This is a genomic window from Streptomyces sp. NPDC043952, from assembly GCF_056435325.1.
In genome coordinates, this window is the sequence record NZ_JBWKES010000020.1 from 11244 (window position 1) to 31489 (window position 20246).

The following is a 20246-nucleotide window of genomic DNA, read 5'->3' on the forward strand; positions in this document are numbered from 1 at the left end:
GTCGTCCGCGTCTCCGGTGCGGGTGACTGGAAGACCAAGTGCGTTGGAAACGGGGGGACTTCATGGCGGGTGACACGGCCGGGGCCGTGCGGGGCGGTGGGTCGGCGGTGGGCGTCGTCACGTTGTCCGTGGACGCGGACGTGACGGCGGCGGCGGCCGATCTCGCCCGCTGGCTGGACGAGGAGGACGGCCTGCGCGGCTGCGTGCGCAGGGAGGTCGGTCCGGTCCCCGAAGGGGCTCTGGGCGGGGAGTTGGAGCACCTGGTGGTGACCCTCGGCTCCGGCGGGGTCGCGACGGCCATGGCCAGCGTGCTCGTCGCCTGGCTGCGTCGGCGTACGGGAAGCGTCACGGTCCGCCTGTCACGGCGTGACGGGAGCCGGATCGAGCTGCGCGCGGACCGGGTGCGCGCCTTGGACGCCGCTCAACTGCGGGCCCAGGTGGCGCAGTTGGCCGAAGTGGCTTGGCCCGACGCGGTCGAGCGGGATGCACGCGGCGACGGAGCCCTTGATGACGCCTCCGAGCGTTGAGGACGCCGGCGGCGGGTTACGGCCCGTCGCGCTGGCACGGCCGGGTTCACGTGTGCTGCTCGTCGGGACGGGCCGGTATCCGGAGGGTGGGCGGCTGCCCGGCATCCGCGCGGTCGAACCGTCGTTGACGGACCTGGCGGACGTCCTGCACCAGCGGGTCGGGGTGCCGCGGGCCAATCTGCGCGTCCTGCTGGATCCGCCGAGCCCGCTGGAGTTCGGCAACGCCGTCCGGCAGGCGGCGCAGGAGGCGGACGACACCCTGCTGGTCCATTTCATCGGCCATGGGCTGGTGGGCGGCGACGAGGGGCTGTGCCTGGCCACCTGCGCCACCGACGATCTGGTGGACGGCCTGTCCTGGAAGGCGCTGCGGTACGAGGCGTTACGCGAGACCATCCGCGCCAGCAGCGCACGCTCCGTCGCCGTGTTGCTGGACTGCTGCTTCTCCGGCCGGGCCCAGACCCCGCTCGGGCCTCCGGCGCTGGACGCCGTCTTCGAACAGAGCCTGGTGCGGGGCGGGTTCCTGCTCACCTCGACCGCCCGCGAGGAACTCGGGCTGGCCCGTCCGGGGGCGGCGTACACCGCGTTCACCGGCGGGCTGATCCAGTTGCTGCGGGACGGCGACCCGGCCGGACCGCGGGAGCTGACGCTCGACCACGCCTACCGCTACCTGGCCCGGATCCTGCCTGCGGAAGGCGCTCCGCGTCCCCGGCGGCACAGCAGCGACCGGGCGGGCGAGCTGGTCGTCGCCCGCAATCCCGCCTACCGTCCGCGTTCCGCGCCCGCCCCGGAAGAGCTGTCCCCCGCTGCTGCCGGTGCCGAGCCGGACGACGTACCGTGCCCCTTCCGGGGACTGGAGTCGTTCGGCCCCGAGGACGCCCGCTACTTCTTCGGGCGGCACCAGGTGGTCCAGGACCTGGTCACCCGTATCCGCGGCGGCGGTCTGATCGCCGTGGTCGGGGCCTCCGGCAGCGGCAAGACGTCCTTGCTGCGCGCCGGGGTCGTACCCGCCCTCGAAGAACTCGGCGGGGGCCGGAACATCGCCGCCATGAAGCCCGGTGCCGATCCGCTGCGCGCGCTCGCCCGGTGCGCCGACGCGCTGGCGGAGGGCGAGGCGGCCGTCCTGCTGGTCGACCAGTTCGAAGAACTGTTCACCGCGGGCGCGACGGAGGAGGACCGGCAGCGCTTCGTACGCGAACTCACCGCTCTGGCCGAGGGCCGGACCACCGTCGTGATCGCCCTGCGGGCCGACTTCTACGAGGCGTGCACCCGCTATCCCGCACTCGTGGCGGCGCTGGAGAAGCGGCAGGTCGTGGTCGGCCCGCTCGGGCCGGAGGAACTGCTGGCGGTGATCGAGCAGCCCGCCCGCGTCGTGGGACTGCGCCTGGAGGAGGGGCTGGCCGACACCCTGCTGCGCGAGGCCGGCGTACGGCGGCAGGGTGTGCGCTCTCCCGTGCTGCCGCTGCTGTCCCACGCGCTGCTGGCCACCTGGCAGCAACGCAGCGGCACGCTGCTCACCCTGGCCGGATACCGCGCCACCGGCGGCGTCGACGACGCCATCTCGACCACCGCGGAGCAGGCGTACACCGCGCTGCCCGCCGGGGAGCAGGCGCTGGTGCGCGGTCTGCTGCTGCGCCTGGTGCACATCGGCGAGGGCGTGGAGGACACCCGGCGCAGACTCTCCCTCGACGACCTGGCCGACCCCGGCGAACGGGCCGCCGCCGTACGGGTGTTGCACGCGCTGGCCGCGGCCCGGCTGGTCACGGTGGACGAGGAGGGCGTCGAGATCGCCCATGAGGCGCTCCTGTACGCGTGGGCGCGGCTACGTGCGTGGATCGACGAAGACCGCGCCGGACTGCTCGCCCTTCAGCAGTTGTCCGATGCCGCCCGCGCCTGGGATCAGGCCGGGCGCAGGGCCAGCGATCTCTACCGCGGTCACCGTCTGGAGACCGCCGACCGTGCCGCCCGCGACCACGAGCGCGCCGGAAGGGCCCTCGGCCCCACCGCCCGCACGTTCCTGGACCAGGGGCTGCGGGATCAGCGGGCGGCCCGCCGCAGGCGCCGGATCCTGTGGGCGGTCACCTCGGTGCTCGTCGTACTCGCCCTGCTGGCCTCCGTCCTGGGCGTGATCGCCGAACGGAGATCCGTGTGGGAGGGACAGCAGGCGGCGCGGAAGGCGGCCGTGGTGCGCTCCACCGATCTCGCCGCCGACGCCGAGGCGGTCCGGTCCACCGATCCGGGGCTGGCCGCCCAACTGGCCGTCGCCGCCTACCGGTCCGCTCCCACGCGGGAGGCCACCGACCAGCTCTACAGCTCGCTCAACACGCCCGTGGACGGTGTGCTCGCCAGTGGCAGCCCCGTGCTGCGCATCGCCACGCAGCCCGACGGTCCCCTGGCCGCGGACAGCGATGCGAACGCGTCGGTACGGATCTGGAATCTCGCCGACCCCGCCGCACCGGTCCTCGACTCCACCATCCCGGCCGGCGGCTCGGCCATCGCCCTCGCCCCCGGCGGGAGGCTGCTCGCCGGGCACTGCGCCGCCACCGGCAAGGCGCTGTGCCTGTGGGATCTGACGGATCCCCGTCATCCGCGAGCGGGAGCGGAGTTGCCGGTCCCGGCGCGGCTGTCCGGCCGGAAGACGCAGCTCTCCGCCATGGCCGTCAGCCCTGACGGTTCGCTGCTCGCGGCCGCGGCCGAGCAGGGCTTCACGCTGCTGTGGTCGATCGCCGACCCGGCGCACCCGCGGGTACGGGCCGTCCTGGCCGATCCCGCTTCGGAGGCCCTGCTCGCGGGGGTCGCGTTCGCCCCGCGGGGCCACCTGCTGGCACAGACCAATCAGCGGGGCGCGACGCAGGTGTGGAACGTGGCCGACCCCGCCAGGCCGAAGAAGCTCGCCTCCCTCTCCGCCGGTTTCCAGAGTGTGGCGTTCAGCCCCGACGGCCGCATGATGGGTACCGCCGGAGACGCCGTTCTCCGGCTGTGGAAGATGGACGATCCGGCTCACCCGAAGCCCGTCGAGGTCAGTACCGGGATCGCGCCGGCCGACCTGGAAAGTGTGGCCTTCAGCCCGGACGGCAGCCGGCTCGTCTACGGCGGTGTCGGCACCGACGATCCCAAGAGCGCTCTGTGCCAGGTGAGACTGACCCCCGCCAACCTCCAGGGCATGGCGCTGACCGACTGCGCGCGGACCGGGTTCGACACCTTCACCGTGGCCTACACCGCGGGCGGTGACATCCTCACCGGCGGCCGGGACGGCAAACTCCGGTTGTGGCGCCGGCCCCTGGCGCAGGCGGCCGGCATGGCGATCACCGGCCGCGATGTGTGGAGCATGAGTCCCGACGGGAAACTGATCGCGGCACCGCGCGACACCGGTTCTCGTACGTCCCCGTCGCCGCTCGGCATCTGGGACGCCTCCGCCGCCGGCGATCCCGTCCTCGACGCCACCTTCCAACTGCCGGACATCCCGCAGATGGTGACGTTCCTCGCGCCGAGGGCACTGCTGACCGTCGCGCACAACGGCGCGGTGCAGATCTGGGGCCTGCATGACACGCACCATCCGGCCAAGACGGCGTCGCTGGGTTCCGTCGACTTCCCCACCGAACCGTCCGGCCTGGGCCCCATCATCCTCACGCCCGGCGTCACCACCGACCAAGCCGGCGGCCTCGTCGCGGTACAGAGCCACGACCGGCTGGTGCTGTGGCGCGTCACCGGCGCCCTGCACGCCGAACGAGCGGGTTCGATCCCGTTGCCCGACCCCGCCTCGGACATCGCCGGACTGGTGAACAGCCACACCGCCTGCATCCTCACCGGGTCCGGCATCAGCTGGTGGAACGTCAACGACCCCGACCACCCGGTCCGCGGTGCCACTTCGGCTCTGCCGCGGGTGAACAAGGGCGGTCTCACCGCGGCGGTGACCGGGGTGGTGGCCGCCACGTCCGGAGTCGCCGGCCCCGGAGCGTCGCTGTCCCTGTTCGTCCTCGCCGACGGCCGCCCGCGCAGCACCGTCGCCCTTCCGGGAGCCGTCAGCTCGACCGTGGGGCTCAGCGACGACGGTCGGCGCTTGGTGGCCGCCGGCGCCGGCGACAACACCGCCACCGTCTGGGACGCCGACGACCCCGCGCACCCGCGTGTCCTCGGCACGATCAGTACGTTGCGCGGCACCAGCGGCTTCGTCTTCGCACCGAACGGCGGACTGCTGGCCGACGGGAGCAATGAGCAGCCGGGAATGCAGTTGTGGCGGACACCGCCCTCTTCGTCCCCCACGCTGCTGGCCACCCTCGAACCCACGGATGCGACCGGGGACCAGCTCACCGCCGCGTTCTCCCCCTCGGGCAGCACCATCGCGGTCGCCGCGTCCGGCTCCGTCACGCTCTACGACACCGACCCGGCCAAGGTCGCCGACACCTTGTGCTCCTCCACGCTGCACACGCCGATCACCGCCTCCCAGTGGGCCAAGTACGCCCCCGGCGTGCCGTACCGCAACCCGTGCTCGGGGGGAGGGTGAGCGTCGGGGGTACGGCCACGGGCAAGCCTGCTGTTGGCCGTTCGGCGACGACCGGGTGGAGCACGTCAGCGGGTCCGGCCCTCTCAGTCCCACACCGCTACCGGCACCACATCGGTCTTCGCCCCGAAGAAGGTTCCGTGGGCTGTGACGTTGGGCGGCTACCTCCTCTGCTCGACCGGCGGGGATCTCCGGTCACCATCGACGGCATCCGCTACCGAACGCCGGTGGAGTGGAGAGCGGTGTCCTTGAAGCTGGGGACCGTCACACCGCGGATGTGGAAGGCGACCGTCGACGCAGGCCAGATCGGTGCTGCCCTGGGTGCGCCGCCGCACTTCCGGCAGCGCAAGGCTCCCGGCGACTACAAGGACGTACGGAAAGGAAGCCGCATCACCCAGAGCTGCGCCGAACAGGACAAGGCCGGCACGGTTTCACCGAAAAGCCGTACCCCGAACGACGACTCCACCTCACTTCGGCTGGCTCAAGATCGCAGGAGACATCGCCGTGCTGTCGTGGGGGTGGTTCGGGCTGAGGAGGAACCCATCCGCTGCGTGCGGGCTTGTGCCCGGCGAAGTCGGCGATACGGACGTAGCCAATGCGCTGGTAGAGAGCGCTGCTCGTGGGGTTGTCCGTGCTTGTGAACAGGACAACCTCCGTCGGGGGTGCCGTTCGGGGGACCTCATGTACGACCGGCCGCGTTCGCCGGCCAGGTGTCTCTCCTGCGGGAGCCCGAGGAGCGGATTGCGCACCCGGATAACGGCACGGCAGCGGCCGAACTCGCCTCCGGCACGGATGTTCCTGGCGGCGGTGCACGGGTGCGTCGGGCTTGTCCGGGTCTCGGGCGCCTGTTACCGGCTGTTCCCCGGAGCGGGCGACGCCGCGGGGAACCTGGGCCGGGGGCCGTCGGGGATCTGGTCGCCGGGCTGGGCGCCGCCTCCGCTCCGGCCGGCGCACTGCCGGCGTCCTGACGGGCCTGCCGCGCGTTCGCCTGGAACCGGCCCCGGATGCGCACGGTGAGCTGTCAGGGGCGGAGCAGCGTGTTGAGCCGGGCGGCCTGGCGGGTCAGATGGTCGCGCTCGGCGAGGCTCGGTGCCGTACGGGCCGCCTCGGCGTACAGCCGTGCCGCCGTCGCCAGGTCGCCGTCGCGCTCGTGGAGGTACGCGGCCACCGCGGTGTGGCGGGGCAAGGAGTCGTCCAGCGCCGCGAGCGCCGCCAGCCCGGCGCGCGGTCCGTCGGCCTCGCCCACGGCGACCGCGCGGTTGAGCCGGACGACCGGGTTGCCGGTCAGGCGCACGAGTTCGTCGTACCACTCGACGATCTGCACCCAGTCGGTCTCCTCGGCGGTGGGCGCGTCGGCGTGCAGTGCCGCGATGGCGGCCTGGGCCTGGAACTCGCCCAGCCGGTCACGGGCGAGGGCCGCCTGGAGGATCCCGACCCCCTCGGCGATCAGCCCGGTGTCCCACCGGCCGCGGTCCTGGGCGGCGAGCGGTACGAGGCTGCCGTCGGGCGCGGTCCGGCTGGCGCGCCGGGCGTGGTGGAGCAGCATGAGGGCGAGCAGCCCCGCCACCTCGGGGTGGTCGATGCGGGCCGCGAGCTGCCGGGTGAGCCGGATGGCCTCCGCCGCGAGGTCCACGTCGCCGGAGTAGCCCTCGTTGAAGACCAGGTAGAGGACGCGCAGCACGGTGGCGACGTCGCCGGGCCGGTCGAGGCGCACGCCGGAGACGGTGCGCTTGGCACGGCTGGTGCGCTGCGCCATGGTCGCCTCGGGCACCAGGTAGGCCCGCGCGATCTGGCGGGTGGTGAGCCCGCCGACGGCGCGCAGCGTGAGGGCGACGGCGGAGGACGGTGTCAGGGACGGGTGGGCGCACAGGAAGTAGAGCTGGAGCGTGTCGTCCACGGCGGGCGCGGGGCCGGGCGCCGGCTGGTCGTCGAGGCGGGCCTCGCGCCGGCGGCGGGCGCCGTCCGCCCTGGTCTGGTCGAGGAACTTGCGCCAGGCGACGGTGACCAGCCAGTTCTTCGGGGACCGCGGCGGGTCGGCCGGCCAGGTCCGGACGGCCTCGACCAGCGCGTCCTGTACGGCGTCCTCGGCCGCCGCGAAGTCGGCTCCGCGGCGGACGAGGATGGCGAGCACGCTCGGCGTGAGGCTCCGCAGCAGGGCCTCGTCCATCGGGGAGGTCACTCCGTGATGGTGGGCGGCGCGGCCAGGAAGGGGCGCACCTCCAGCCACTCGTGGATCGGCTTCCCCCCGGCGCCGGGCGCGGCCGACAGCTCCCCCGCCAGCTCGACGGCGCGGTCGGGGCCGTCGACGTCGATCACCATCCAGCCGGCGATGAGGTCCTTGGTCTCGGCGAACGGGCCGTCGGTGACCGGCGGGCGCCCCTCACCGTCGTACCGGACCCACATCCCCTCGGGGGCGAGTGCCTGGCCGTCGACGAACTCGCCGGTCTGCTCCAGCCGGGCGGCGAAGTCGTTCATGTACCGGATGTGCGCGGCGATCTCCTGCGGCGTCCACTGGTCCATGGGGACGTCGTTGACCGCTGCCGGGGCGCCGCGGTAGTGCTTGAGCAGCAGGTACTTGGCCATCGTGTCTCTCCTGGGTGCTGGTGCGATCCATTGTCGTCGCGTTCGGTACGGGGACGGAGCCGGGCGCGGATTCTCGACATCGCCGTCCGGGTTTTCCTGAGCCGGTTGCCGCACCCCGCGATCAGGGAACCCGGTGGGCGTGAACGCTGCGAGAAGGACCGCGCTGCTGGTCATCGACATGATCAACACGTACGACCACAAGGACGCCGACCTGCTGATTCCGTCGGCTCGGACGGTCGTACCGGTGGTGGCGGACCTCTTGCGGCGCGCGCGGGACCAATCGGCGCCGGTGATCTATGTGAACGACAACTTCGGTGAGTGGCGATCGCATCACGGTGAGCTGCTGGAGCACGCCCTGCGCGGGCCGCACAGCGACCTGGTGGAGCCCTTGAAGCCGGACGGCGACTCCCTCTTCGTCGTGAAGGCCCGCCACTCCGTCTTCTTCGAGACTCCCCTGGAATACCTCCTGCGGCAGCAGAGCATCGACCGCCTGGTGCTCACCGGGCAGGTGACCGAGCAGTGCGTGCTCTACTCGGCGCTCGACGCCCACATCCGTCACTTCGACGTGATCGTTCCCAGGGACGCCGTGGCGCACATCCACGAGGACCTCGCGCGGGCCGCGCTGCGGATGATGGAGCGGAACATGGGCGCGCGCGTGTGCTCGAGCCGGGACCTGTGGCAGTGACCGGCCGGGATCTGTGGCAGTGACCGGCCCCGGCCGGTGAGCAGCGGCACCCGAGACGGCGCCGGTGTCGCCCGCCGCCGACTGAATCCGGTGGGTGGGGATATCCGCTAAGGCAGGTCGTTCACCGGGAGGAAGCATGGCATTGGTGAAGGCGGGCGTCGTGGTCCTCGACTGCGCCGAGCCCGAGAAACTCTCCGTGTTCTACAAGGAGTTCCTGGAGGGTGAGCGGACGGAGGTGTCGGCGAACCTCGTGGAGATCCGGGGCGCCGACGGCATGCGGCTGGCCTTCCGCCGTGATGTGAACGCCACTTCGCCCAGCTGGCCGCGTCCGGAGAACTCCCTCCAGGTCCATCTGGTCTTCCTGGTCGAGGACATGGACGAGGCCGAGCGGCGCGTGGTGGGGCTCGGGGGCCGGCCGATCGCGACACGGGACCCGGCGGGGCCGTACGAGGAACGCGGTTACACCGACCCGGCGGGCCACTCCTTCACCCTGCGCCTGGTGCCGATCACGGCGCCCAAGCAGGGCTGAGGGCCGGGGCTCACGACACCCCGATGATTTCCCCGAGGGCGGTCGCGACGGCTTCGGGGGCCTCCACGGGGAGCAGGTGGCCGGCGGTGGGGACGGTGGTGAGGGTCGCGTGCGGGATGTGCGGCAGGAGGTGCTCGCGCAGGACGCGCGGCGGTTCCACCACGTCGTTCTCCCCGGCCAGCACGGTCACCGGGACCGCGATGGCGCGGGCGGCGCGGGTGATGTCCTGTGCGATGCCGTGCAGCGGCCACTCCCGCCGCGCCTCGGGCCCGGTGGCGAGGCTGTCGCGCACCGCGGTGGCCAGCACCGTCTCCGGCAGCGGCGTGGCGCTCAGGACATGGTCGAGGGCGTACCGCACGGACTCGGGTGTGTCGTAGGCGTGGGACAGCCCCTGCCGGTACTCCGCGGTCACCGTGGACGGCGGCTCGGGCGGTGCGGGCGCGACGAGGACAAGGCCGGCCAGACCGGACGGCTCGCGGGCCGCGAGGAGCTGGCTCACCTTGCCGCCCATCGAGTGGCCGACGAGGACGTACGGCCCCGGCGCACACGCCGCCACCACGCGTGCCAGATCGTCGGCGAGCCGCTCCAGCTCGTAGGGGCCGGGCAGCGTCCGCGAGGTGCCCCAGCCGCGTTGGTCGAAGCGGACCGTCGACTGGCCGGGCGGCAGACGGCGGAGCACCGCGTCCCACGTGTCCGCGGAGCCGCCCCAGTAGTGGACGAACACCAGGGTCGGTCTGGTACGACCCCCGACGCGTACCTCCAGGGATCCGCCCGGCACCGCCACCGGTGTTGTCTTTTCCGTCATTCTCATGCCTCTCCCCTGGCCGCCCGCGACGACCGGCGTCGCGCGTGCACGGCCTCGAACAAGTAGACTGACCTGCCGGTGAGTCGCACGTCGACCGTACGGCCGGTGAGAGCCGCTGCCTGGTGGAAAGGGGCATGGTGCTTGTGAAAAGCGGACACGATGCCGTACGGCAGCTGCGCTACTCCCCCGCCGTCGGCTCGTCCCACGGTGTGGAGGTCATCGACTTCGCCGCGCTGCGCGAGATGGACACGTACCGCCGCCGCGTCCTCCCCCAGCGCCCCGACTTCCACGTCCTCGCGCTGATCGCGTCCGGCGCCGGCGGTCACGAGGCCGACTTCCACGCCTACCGGCTGGCGGAAGGCAGCGCGGTGTGGATCCGGCCCGGCATGGTGCACCGCTGGAGCGACATCGACGCGTGCGACGGGCCACTGGTCCTCTTCCGGCCCGGCTTCCTCGCGGGGTTCACCGCGGCGGAGGCCGGCGCGCCGGTCTGCTGGCGGCTGGCGGGGCAGCGCCTGTCCCTCGCCCTGCTGGCGGCCGAACACCTCGGCCGGGAGCACGACGCGACGGTGCGCAGCCCGCACCTGGGGTCCCCCGCGCTGCTCGCCCACCTGCTGGCGGCGCTGCTGCTGCGGCTCCTTCCCAGCGCGGCCGACCGCACCGACGCGGCCGCCCCGGCCGGCGGGGGCCCGGCCGGCGGGGGCCCGGCCGGCGACCGGTCCGCGGACGTCTTCCGCGCCTACCGGGCCGCCGTCGAGGAGCATTTCACCGAGTGGCACCACGTGGCCGACTACGCTCGGGCACTGGGCTACGACGCGCGCACCCTCACCCGAGCGACCCGTGCCGCCACCGGCACGAGCGCCAAGGCTTTCCTCGACCAGCGGATCCTGCTGGAGGCCAAGAGGCTCCTCGCCCACACCGAGCTGCCGGTCACCGGCTGCGCCCGCCGCCTCGGCTTCGGCGACGCGGGCAACTTCAGCACGTTCTTCCGCCGCCAGGCCGCCACCCCGCCCGCCGCCTGGCGCGCCGCCTACGGCAGAGCCGGCACCCGCGGGGCCTGATCCTCCCTTACCCGCTGCCTCCTCGTCCGCGGCCGGGCGCTCACGCCTCCAGGGCCTCGGCCATCGAGTCGAGGTCGGCCAGGAGCGCCGTCAGCCGGCGCCCGGGGATGCTCTCGATCATGCGTTCCTCGATGGCGTACACGGCCGTGCGGGCGGCGTGCAGGCGCTGCTGTCCGGCCGCGGTGAGGTGGACGGGCAGGGCCCGGCCGTGGTCGGTGCTGGTCGCCTGAGTGATGAGGCCGGCCTCCTTCAGGCCGCGCAGGACGACGTTGGCCGACTGCCGGGTGACGAAGGTGCCGCGGGCGAGGTCGGCGTTGGACAGGCCGGGCCGTTCGTCGAGGAGTTCCAGGCAGGAGTACTGCGGGACGGTGAGGCCGTGTTCGCGCAGCGCCCTGTCCATGGCGCCGCGCAGGGCGGCCGAGGCCTTCTTGAGGCGGTATCCGACGTGCTCGGTGACGTCGTGCGCCGGGTGGGGCGAGGGTACAGGCGCTCGTTCTTCCATGTCAGCATTTTGACATACCGAGAGACCGGGACCTACGGTCGTTATGTCAAAGTTCTGACATACCCGTTTCGACGGGTCGACCCTTGGAGTCACCATGACCGTCACTGTCGAAGGACCTGATTTCATCGCCCTCCAGGTGAAGGACGTGCCGGCCGCCGCCGCGTTCTTCGAGGAGCGGCTCGGGCTGCGGCGGGCGGAGGACGGACCGGCGCACGCGGTCGTCTTCGCCACCAGCCCCATCCCGTTCGCCGTCCGCGAGCCGCTGCCCGACGTCGACCTGGACGACGCCGCGCGCCCCGGTCTCGGCGTCGCGCTGTGGCTGCGCACGTCCGACGCCCCGGCCTTGCGCGAACGGCTCGTCGCGGCGGGCACGGAGGACGTCAGCCCGCTGATCACGACCCCGTTCGGTCCGGCCTTCTCCTTCACCGGACCCGAGGGCTACCGGCTGACCATCCACGGACACTGACCGCGGCGCCCCCTGCCCTGTGCCCGGCTCCGCTACCGTGCCGGCATGAACGAGCCGTTCGCACAGGGCGAGGACCATCCGGCATGCGGCAGCTGCCCGTCCAAGCGGCTGCCGCGCGAGGGGTTCGTCGTGTACTCCCGCCCTTCGTGGGAGTGCCCGTTCGACCCAACCGACGGCTTCCGCTACACCCTGGACGACCGGACGCCCGTGTGCGTCCACCCGCACAGGCTGGGGCTGGAACCGGACCGTATCGCCCCGCCGCCGAAGCCGCCGCAGGGGGCCGAACCACCGCGGCGCGGCCGGTGGAGGTGGCCGCTTCGCGGTCGGTGACGGCAGATGGGAAGCGGCCGTCACCGCGGCGCAGGCATTGCCCGAGGCCTCGGGGTGCCGGCGGGGCGTGCCCGGTGCGCCAGGGGGCGGGCAGGGGTCCTCTTCTGTCGCGTCCGGTCGGGCCGTCGTAGGCCCGTCGTCCGTTCCTGTCAACGCGAGGGTCATGATCGATCAGGTGGTCTGCACGGTGCGGGCGCGCGCGTGGAGGATCGGCAAGTCGAGCGGCTAGCGTGGCAACTCCCAGGCGTCGGGGCCGAGTTAACGGCGAGCCCCGGTCTGTCCTGGCCAACCCCCCACCCGTCCGGTGGTCCGCGCGCGGCAGGCCGTAGGGCTCACGCGTCCGCGCCACCCGGCTCGCATTCCTCCGAGGAGCCCGCATGCCCCGACGTACCGCCCGTGCCGTGTCCGTGGCAGCCGCCACACTCACGTTCGCCACCCTGGGCACGGCCCTCGCGTTCGCCGAGACACCCCAGTACTGCGACCACGAGGTGTGCCTCAAGAACGGCACCCGGTTCGGCGCCCCGGCCGACGCCTTCCCCCAGCAGTCGCAGCCGGGAGCCGTCAGCGCCTCGCAGCTCGCCGACGACTGTGCCAAGGCACAGCTGGGCCAACTCTCCGACGTCAGCTGCGGTTTCTACCCCTACGGGGACCCCCGAGACGTCGGCTACGGCAGCTGGACCCCGCTGACCTCCGACTACGCCAACTGCTACGGCGGTAACGACGCCAACAACCTCAACTGGGCCTCCACGACGACCTACACGACGAGCAACAGCGTGACGGTCTCGGCGAGCTTCAAGGCGGGGCTCGACAAGTTGATCGAGACCTCCATCTCGACCAGCTACTCCTACACCTGGGGCACGGCCGAGGGCACCACCCAGCAGTTCTCCGCCTACGTACCGCAGGGCTACAAGGCGCACCTCCAGCACCGGTACCAGGAGCAGCAGGTGAACGGCGTGCTGTGGATCAATTACGGCAAGACCGGCAACAAGGCGGGCCAGGGGTACGGCCACCACTACTACGCCATCACCGACTTCACCTCCACCTCTCCCGTCAAGGGGGCGGACGGCCGCGTCGACGATGTCGTGTCCCTGTCCCCGCTGACCGCCCTCACCCCCGACGAGTGCTCCGCCTGAGGCAGCGCGGTCGGAAACCCTGGGGACTTTCCCTGATCCGCGCCGCGCGCGCGTCGGCCACGCTGGGTGGACGGCAGACCCCGGTGCCGCCTGCGGTCCACAGCAGCGCACCGGGGCCGGAACACGAACCAGAGACGCGGGAGCGGGCGAGTAGTGAAGTCGCGGACTGTGCGATCGTCATCAGCGACGGGTAGGGCCGAGGCACCGCGGAAGGAGCGTCACCGCAGCGCCCGCGGTGCCGTGGCCGCCCGCTCCGCCGTGCGGAGTCGCGCATGAGCGGCGTACGCCGTGACTCCCGTATCTCGGTCATCATGTCCTTGCTGGCCCAGCGCGGTGAACTGCAAGTGCGTTGCCTGCCCACGACTTTGGGGGTGTCCGGGCCCACGGTCCGCCGCGACCTGGCCACCATGGAGGAGAGGGGCCTGATCCGGCGGTCCTACGGGCGGATCGCCGCCACCCGGCGCAGCGCCGAACCGCCGGTGAGTCTGCGGCAGTCGCAGAACAAGGAGGCCAAACGCCGGATCGGGGCGCTCGCCTCGACGCTGCTGCCCAGCGGTCCGCTGACCGTGGCGCTCAGCGGCGGCAGTACGGCGGGTTCGGTGGCGAGTTGCCTGGCCGCCCGTTCGGATCTGACGGTCGTCACCAACGGCCTGGACACGGCCACCATACTGTCGGCGCGGCAGTCGGCGAAGGTGATCGTCACCGGTGGCATCGCCCGTCCGCTCTCCAACGACCTGGTGGGCAGGCCCGCCGAGCAGACGCTGCGTTCGTACCGCTTCGACTACGCGATCGTGGGTGCCGACGGCATCACCCCGGCGGTGGGTTTCACCCAGTACAGCGCCAGCGGGGCGGAGATCGACCGGGCCATGCTGGAGCAGGCCACCCACCGGATCGTCGTGGCCGACAGCTCGAAACTGGGCAAGGTGCACAAGGCCAAGATCGCCGACATCGATTCCGTGCACACCGTCGTCACGGACTCGCACGCGGACGCGGAACTGGTCGCGGCCCTGCGCAGAACCGGCGTGAACACGATCCTGGTGGTCGTCCCGTCCTCCGCACGATCCTCCGGACGCGACGACCCCGCGTGAGACGGCCCGGCGGCCCGGCGGGGCGCGGTCGACCGCCGGGCCGGCGGAGCCCGGTCAGTCGCCGTCGCCCTGCACGCGGCGCCGCAGCTCCCGGCGGTTGCGCACGCCGAGCTTCACGAACACGCTGCGCAGGTGATACTCGACGGTCTTGGCGCTGAGCGTCAGCGCCTCGGCGATCTCCCTGTTGGTGTAACCGCGTCCCACCAGCTGCGCCACCTCGCCCTCGCGCTCGGTCAGCCGAAGGTGTCCGGGCGTGCCGTCCGTACCGTCCGCCAGGGCGGCCTGCCGCTGGGCCGGGCACTCGGCGAGGAAGGGTCGCGCGCCGAGCCGGGTGAGGATGTCGCGGGCCGCGCGGAAGTGCTCGGCGGCGGAGTGCACCCGGCCGGTGGCCTTCGCGACCCGCCCGCACCCGGCCCGCAGCAGGGCGCGCAGCAGCGGAATGTCCTGTCCGGGCGTGAGCAGCCCGATCGCCTCCGTGTACGCGCGCAGAGCCGTACGGTGCTCACCGGCCGCCTCCGCGGTACGGCCCGCCACCCAGGCTTGGGCGACGCGCAGATGCGGATCGGCGTCGTCGCCCGCCGCCCGAAGCTCACTCAGTACGCCCTGCGCGAGGTCGGCGAGGCCGCACACGACCAGCGACTCCGCGAAGAAGGGCAGCCAGCCCGTGGCGACGATGCGGACGCGGTCGGAGTGGACGAAGCGGTCGGCCAGCAACTGGAGGGCGCCCACCACGCCTTCGTGGTCGCCGCGGGCCCGCGCGTGCATCGCCCTGGCCATGGCCGTGTGGTAGTGGGGGCCCGCGAAGTCCAGCGACTGCGCCAGCCGCACGGCCTGACGCAGGGCCGTGTCGGCCGTGTCGTGCTCGCCGCGGAACGCGTGGAGCGCGGAACGCAGGGACCACAGGACGGGTGCGTCGAAGCAACGGCTCTGCTCGTCCTCCAGCGCCCGGTCCGCCGCCAGCGCCGCCCGGTCCCAGTCGCCGTCCAGCAGGTGGCACATGACGAGGTGGACGGAGCCTGCCGTACCGAGGAGGCGGGCGGCACCGGGCCGGCCGCGGGCGAGCACCATGGTCAGATCGGTCGTCGCGGCCCGCAGCCGGCCGTCCGCCAGCCGGAGAACGCCCCGGATGGTCAGGGCGGGCAGCCCCTCCTCCTCGATCTCGTCGGCGTCCTCGGGCAGCGTGGCCAGCATCTCCAGGCCGGACCGCGGGCCATGCCACAGAGCCGCGCCGTAGGCCGCCAGCGCTCGCGCGGCCTGCCGCACGCCGGGCGGTACGACGACGCCGGGAGCGCCGTCACGGTCCTCGGCGCCGCCTCCGCAGGGCGCCGTCAGGTCGCCGTCCGGTGCCGCGGGCGTGACCGCCGAGGCCGCCGTGGCGGGTGCCGCTTCCCCGGCACGGGCCGGGTCAAGTGCCTGCTCACCGTATCGCTGGGCCGCCTGCCCCTGTCCCAGGATCGCGTGCGCCCAGGCCAGTTCGGCGAGTACGACGGCCCGCTGTCCGGGGTCGTGCGCCGCGAGTGACCTCCGCGCCCGCTCCAGGAGCCGTACGGCCGAGGTCAGCCGGCCCGCGGCGAACTCCACAAGGCCGAGGGCCTCGTCCCGCCACGGGCAGGGCCGGCGAGAGGCTACGGCGTCCGCGTGCCGCCCGATCTCGGCGTCCGCCCCGGCCCAGAACAGCAGCCGCACCGCCCCGTAGAGCAGATGGCCGGTGCGGTGGTCCTCGGCCTGCGAGAGAGCCGCCGAGGACAGCAACGTCCGGGCCGCGGCGAGCAGTTGGCCCTCGGCGAGTTCGTCGGTCGCCCGCTCCAGCAGGTCGGCCGCCAGGCGGCTGTCCGCCGTCTCGGCCGCCGCCACCTTGTGCGTCAGGCGCAGCCGTCCGTCGACGGCGGGCACCGCGGCCAGGTGCAGCGCGCGGCGACGCCAGGTCGGCAGGGTGTCGTACAGACCGTCGCGGAAGACCGGGTGCCGGAAGGTCACGGTGGGGACCTGCGCCACCGTCCGCGTGATGAACTCCTCGCGGGCCGGCGGCTCCAGCGCCGAGGTGCAGTCGGGCGCGCCGAGCACGGCGCTCAGCGTCGGCACCGACGCGGAGCCGCCGAGCACGGCCAGCGCTTCCAGTGCCGCGACGCTCGACGGGGGAAGGCCGCACAGCTGGCGCCGCACCGCCGCGGGCGGCAGGCCCGGCCCGGTGCCGCCACCGGCCGGGGCGTCCAGGTGCTCGCCGAGCAGTCGGGTGAGGTAGAGCGGGTGCCTCCCCGACCGCAGGATCAGGCGCCGGGTCAGCGACTCGTCCGCCCGGTCGCCGAGGGCGGCCGCCACGACCGTCCGCGCCTCGCTCTCGCTCAGCTCGCCCAGACCGATCCGGGTCAGCGGGTGCACCCTGTGCAGGGCGCGAAGGGTCTGCTCGTCCCAGTCCTGGAAGTGGCGGGCCGCGAGCACCAGGCAGATCCGGCCGCCGGTACGGGCCGCTTCCAGCAGGGCCCGCAGGGAGGGGCGGTCCGCCCACTGGGCGTCGTCCACGAAGAGGGCGAGCGGGGCCGCCGACGGCGTGTCCAGGAGATGTCGCAGGGCGGTCGGGAGGCCGGGCGTGCCGGGCCCGGTGTCCGTCGTCCCCCGCTGTCGTCCGGCCGGGGGGTGGTGCCGGGCCGGGTTCGTCACGGTGCCCAGCAACCGGGACAGGCAGTCGAAGTCGTCGGGCAGCCGGGCCGGTGTCGCCGCGGTGCCGAGGACCGTGAAGTCGCGCAGTCCGCCGAGCCAGCGGCGGACGAGGGCGGACTTCCCGGTGCCGGGCGCCCCCTGGACCAGGACGACGGCCGCCGATCCCGCGCGGGCGGACACGGCGGCGGCGCGCAGTGCCCGCAGCTCGTTCGGCCGGCCCGCGAACAGGTCCGCGTGCTCGGGGTGCTGGGGCGGGTTCTCTGGTGCTGTCATGTCGCGCTGGTCGTGCTGCTCTTTCCCTCGCCGCGCCGGCGCTCGGCCCGTGGTCCGGGTGCTCGCCGTAGCCGGTCACTGATGTGCGGGAGGGCCGCGCTCGCCGGTCCCGCCGCCGCACGGGGGCGCCATGCGGCGGCAGGGGAAACGGGTCAGCCACCCCGGAAGGCCAGCCTATGCCAACCGGACTGGTGTGTGTCCCGCTCCATGTCCGGGCCCTGGCCCGAGGCGGGGCACCGGCCGGTCCGGAGACCGGGGGCGTGCGCGGTCACTGGTCGTGGAAGTCGCCGTACGGCGTCCACCACTTCTGGTTCGTGCCGCCCCAGCAGTCGGACAGGTCGAGATCCGAGTAGCCGCTCTGCACGGCCCCGCCCGACTTGGCCTCCAGGCAGCGGCCGGAGACGGGATTGTAGATCTGGCCGTAACGGCCGAGTACCCATTGCTGGTTCGCCCCGCCGTTGCACTGCCAGAGGATCACATTGGTCCCGTTGGAGGTTCCGCCGCCCTCGGCGTCCAGGCACAGTCCGTTCACGCGCAGGGTGTTGTCCCAGCCGATGTCCCAGTTCTGCGCGTCCGTTCCGTTGCACGAGTACACCTGGACGTCCGCGGGATACGTCTTCTGGTTCTCGGCGTCGTCCAGGCACAGGGGCCCGTTCTTGTCCGAGTACCTGAGCGTGGAGTGAGCGGGTCCGTTCGGCGTGAGGCGGGCGTCGATGTCGCTGACCGAAGCGGTCGTGGAGCTGCCCCGGTTGCTGCTCACGATCTGCAGACCGCGCAGGGAGAACTTGTCCTTGGGCAGGTTCTGCGGGTTGAGGTATTTGGCGTACTGGTCGAACAGTCCGCTGATGTCGTCGGCGACCGAGCCCTTCTGGCCGTCGCCCAGCATTCCGGTGGGACTCTTCACGGTGACCCGGCAGCCGTACCCCGCGTCACACGTGTTGTCGGGATTCAGCGTGCTCCACAGCACGCTGCCGGAGGTCGAGCCCGAGAAGCCGTTCTTGGCGTCGTAGTGGACGACCGACAACACGGCCGGCTTTCCGGTCACGGCATTGTCGAAGATGAAGTCCGTGGTGAGGATGGCGCGCTTCTCGGGGCAGGTGAAATCGGCGGTCTGGTGAACGGTTGCGTCGTACGAGACGTTCACCTGCCCGTCGCCCAGTGTGAGTTTCCTGCGGTCGGGGCCCCACCTCAGCTGGATGTTCTGGTAGGTGTAGCCGATGTTGGTCTCGCGCAGTGTGCCGCAGTCCGTGCCGGCCGCGTTGTTCACCATGGTGACGGTCTTGTCACCGGTCTGCGCCGAGAACGAGTATCCGGGCGTCGCGCCCCAGTCGGACACGCCCCAGCCCAGTGTGCCCTCGTCCCACGTCGGGGTGGACTGCGGCTGCGCCATGTCGCGCTGGAACTCCTTGTCCGGGGCGAAGGCGCCGCAGCCGCTGGTGTTCTCGTGTGCCGTGTCCTTCTTGGTGCTGTCGTCGTCCACGTTCCGGCCCCAGCAGTCGTGCGAGGGGCCGGGGTCGTAGAGCAGTGGATAGGAGTCGGTGTCGGCGGCCGGGGACCGGTCCGCGGGGCCCAGCAGCGGCCAGAGCAGTGCCGCCACGGCGACGAGCGCCGCCGCGGCGGCTCTGCTCCGGGTGAGTTCGAGCTTCATGAGGATGCTCCGGTGAGGAAGGGGGCCTGCACGTGCCGTCCCGGCGCGGGCGCCGGGATGTGCTTCCGCCGGCCCCCGCCCAGTGGGGTGGCGGGGGCCGGCGGAAGGCGATGGGAACCTAGGGCAGCGTCCACTTCTGGTTGTTGCCGCCGTTGCAGTCCCAGATCTCGAGCTGATGGCCGTCGGTGAAGAACTGGGGATCGTCCAGGCAGCGGCCCGAGCCGGCGCCGACCAGGGTGGCGCCGCTCACGTTCCACCGCTGGTTGGGCCGGCCGTTGCAGTCGTACAGGGCGACCGGGCTGCCGTTGGCGGTGGCGCCGTACGTGACGTCGAGGCACTTGCCGCCGATCTTGAGGCTGCCGTCCGCACCGGCCGTCCACTGCTGGCCCGCCGAGCCGTCGCACGGGGCGATCGTCACCTTGGCCCCGTTGGAGCCGGTGTCGCCGGGCACGTCCAGGCAGTAGCCGGCGATGCCGGACTTCACCGGCCCGCTCTTGGCCACCGAGCCGCTGCCATCGCCCGCGACCGCGTTGACCTCGTCCGACCAGTACGCGGGCAGGGTGTCCCACGGGTTGCCCCACTGCTGCCCGTCAGCCGGCGTGTTGTCGTCATCGGTGACGTAGACGTACCCGGCGTTGCGCTGCTTGGACAGGGAGACGGCGTTGCGCATCTGCGACTCGCTGCCCGTGGTGTGGATCAGGTGCCAGATCTTGGACGGGTCCGCGGACGCCTCCCACGCCTGGCGGCCGTCGCTGTAACCGTTGACGTAGTCGTCATACGTCCCTTCGAAGGTCACCAGCGTGTCGGCGGCCTGCGTGTAGCACTCATCGGGCGAGGCGCCGGGGTTCACGACGACCTTGGCGCCGGGGTCCTTGCTTTTCACATAGGCCTGGAGAGTCTTGTACGCCTGGACGTAGACATCGGGATTCGAGCTGGTGCCGCAGCTGGTGAGCCCGTCGTCGAAGAAGATGCCGTCGATCCCCGAACTGCCGTACCAGCTGTACCACTTGTCGACATTGGCCTTCGCACCGTCGACCCAGTCCTGCACGGACGTGCCGCCGTCCGGCGCGGTCCAGCCCTTGGTGCCGAGATATCCCGAGTCGACGTATCCGACGACCTTCGTGCCCGCGCTGTGGGCCTTCTGGATCGCTTTGGCGTAGGAGTCGTCCTTGCTGCTGCCGGGACCGCTTTGCGGGTTGGCGACCGCCAGGCCCGCGCCGGGGGCCGGGCTGGCCAGCTTGTCCCAGAGCCCGGCGCCCGAGTCGGGGGAGAAGTAGGCCGGTACCGCGATGCTCTGCTGGATCCCGGCGGCGGACGCCTCGGTCGTCGGGGCGGCGACCAGCGCGCCGACGGCCAGCACCCCACCGGTGGCGACCGCGCACGCGCGCCTCGATACGACGGCACTGGCCGTTTCGGTCAGACCTCTTGCCTTCATTGTTTCTGCTCCACTTCCGCCTTCT

Annotated in this window: 15 protein-coding genes; 8 read left to right on the forward strand and 7 right to left on the reverse strand. The window is 72.6% G+C overall.

The annotated features are described in order from the left end of the window. Positions 1–62: 62 nt before the first annotated feature. Together AC069R_RS22535 and AC069R_RS22540 are read left to right on the forward strand one after the other, a co-directional pair. Positions 63–527, forward strand: a complete 465-nt coding sequence (locus tag AC069R_RS22535) for an effector-associated constant component EACC1 (RefSeq protein WP_478768595.1) — start codon at positions 63–65, stop codon at positions 525–527. Then, positions 508–5028: a caspase, EACC1-associated type gene (locus tag AC069R_RS22540; protein WP_478768596.1), complete on the forward strand. Its 4521-nt coding sequence runs from the start codon at positions 508–510 to the stop codon at positions 5026–5028. Before AC069R_RS22535 ends, AC069R_RS22540 begins: the two co-directional genes overlap by 20 nt. A gap of 1018 nt (positions 5029–6046) precedes the next feature. Here the strand turns inward: AC069R_RS22540 and AC069R_RS22545 are convergent. Next, complete coding sequence (locus tag AC069R_RS22545; RefSeq protein ID WP_478768664.1) at positions 6047–7192, reverse strand: RNA polymerase sigma factor; 1146 nt, start codon at positions 7190–7192, stop codon at positions 6047–6049. Positions 7193–7200: 8 nt separating this feature from the next. Next, complete coding sequence (locus AC069R_RS22550) at positions 7201–7608, reverse strand: YciI family protein (protein WP_478768597.1); 408 nt, start codon at positions 7606–7608, stop codon at positions 7201–7203. A gap of 139 nt (positions 7609–7747) precedes the next feature. On the opposite strand from AC069R_RS22550, the gene AC069R_RS22555 reads away from it, so the two are divergent. Both AC069R_RS22555 and AC069R_RS22560 read left to right on the forward strand, forming a co-directional pair. Next, complete coding sequence (locus AC069R_RS22555; protein WP_478768598.1) at positions 7748–8293, forward strand: cysteine hydrolase family protein; 546 nt, start codon at positions 7748–7750, stop codon at positions 8291–8293. A gap of 136 nt (positions 8294–8429) precedes the next feature. Next, a complete protein-coding gene (locus tag AC069R_RS22560) occupies positions 8430–8822 on the forward strand; it encodes a VOC family protein (protein WP_478768599.1) in 393 nt (130 codons plus the stop codon). Positions 8823–8832: 10 nt separating this feature from the next. On the opposite strand, the gene AC069R_RS22565 is transcribed toward AC069R_RS22560, so the two are convergent. Further along, positions 8833–9627 carry an alpha/beta fold hydrolase gene (locus AC069R_RS22565; protein WP_478768600.1) on the reverse strand — a complete coding sequence of 265 codons (795 nt, stop codon included), beginning with the start codon at positions 9625–9627 and terminating at the stop codon, positions 8833–8835. Between the two features lie 143 nt (positions 9628–9770). On the opposite strand from AC069R_RS22565, the gene AC069R_RS22570 reads away from it, so the two are divergent. Continuing rightward, positions 9771–10688: a helix-turn-helix domain-containing protein gene (locus AC069R_RS22570; protein WP_478768665.1), complete on the forward strand. Its 918-nt coding sequence runs from the start codon at positions 9771–9773 to the stop codon at positions 10686–10688. A gap of 40 nt (positions 10689–10728) precedes the next feature. On the opposite strand, the gene AC069R_RS22575 is transcribed toward AC069R_RS22570, so the two are convergent. Further along, a complete protein-coding gene (locus AC069R_RS22575) occupies positions 10729–11190 on the reverse strand; it encodes a MarR family winged helix-turn-helix transcriptional regulator (protein ID WP_478768601.1) in 462 nt (153 codons plus the stop codon). 94 nt (positions 11191–11284) lie between these two features. Here AC069R_RS22575 and AC069R_RS22580 point away from each other — a divergent pair, with 94 nt between their 5' ends. From AC069R_RS22580 to AC069R_RS22590, 3 genes are all read left to right on the forward strand, one after another. Continuing rightward, positions 11285–11656: a VOC family protein gene (locus AC069R_RS22580; RefSeq protein WP_478768602.1), complete on the forward strand. Its 372-nt coding sequence runs from the start codon at positions 11285–11287 to the stop codon at positions 11654–11656. A 707-nt stretch (positions 11657–12363) separates the two neighbouring features. Continuing rightward, the gene (locus AC069R_RS22585; RefSeq protein WP_478768603.1) at positions 12364–13119 is read left to right on the forward strand and encodes a hypothetical protein; all 756 of its coding nucleotides are present in this window, start codon (positions 12364–12366) and stop codon (positions 13117–13119) included. Between the two features lie 272 nt (positions 13120–13391). Beyond that, positions 13392–14207: a DeoR/GlpR family DNA-binding transcription regulator gene (locus AC069R_RS22590; RefSeq protein ID WP_478768604.1), complete on the forward strand. Its 816-nt coding sequence runs from the start codon at positions 13392–13394 to the stop codon at positions 14205–14207. Positions 14208–14261: 54 nt separating this feature from the next. Here AC069R_RS22590 and AC069R_RS22595 read toward each other — a convergent pair whose 3' ends face one another. The 3 genes from AC069R_RS22595 to AC069R_RS22605 form a co-directional block, all read right to left on the reverse strand. After that, positions 14262–17138: a LuxR C-terminal-related transcriptional regulator gene (locus AC069R_RS22595; protein ID WP_478768605.1), complete on the reverse strand. Its 2877-nt coding sequence runs from the start codon at positions 17136–17138 to the stop codon at positions 14262–14264. A gap of 268 nt (positions 17139–17406) precedes the next feature. Further along, positions 17407–18786: a ricin-type beta-trefoil lectin domain protein gene (locus AC069R_RS22600; protein ID WP_478768606.1), complete on the reverse strand. Its 1380-nt coding sequence runs from the start codon at positions 18784–18786 to the stop codon at positions 17407–17409. A 118-nt stretch (positions 18787–18904) separates the two neighbouring features. Further along, positions 18905–20221, reverse strand: a complete 1317-nt coding sequence (locus AC069R_RS22605; RefSeq protein WP_478768607.1) for a spherulation-specific family 4 protein — start codon at positions 20219–20221, stop codon at positions 18905–18907. Between the last annotated feature and the right edge of the window lie 25 nt (positions 20222–20246).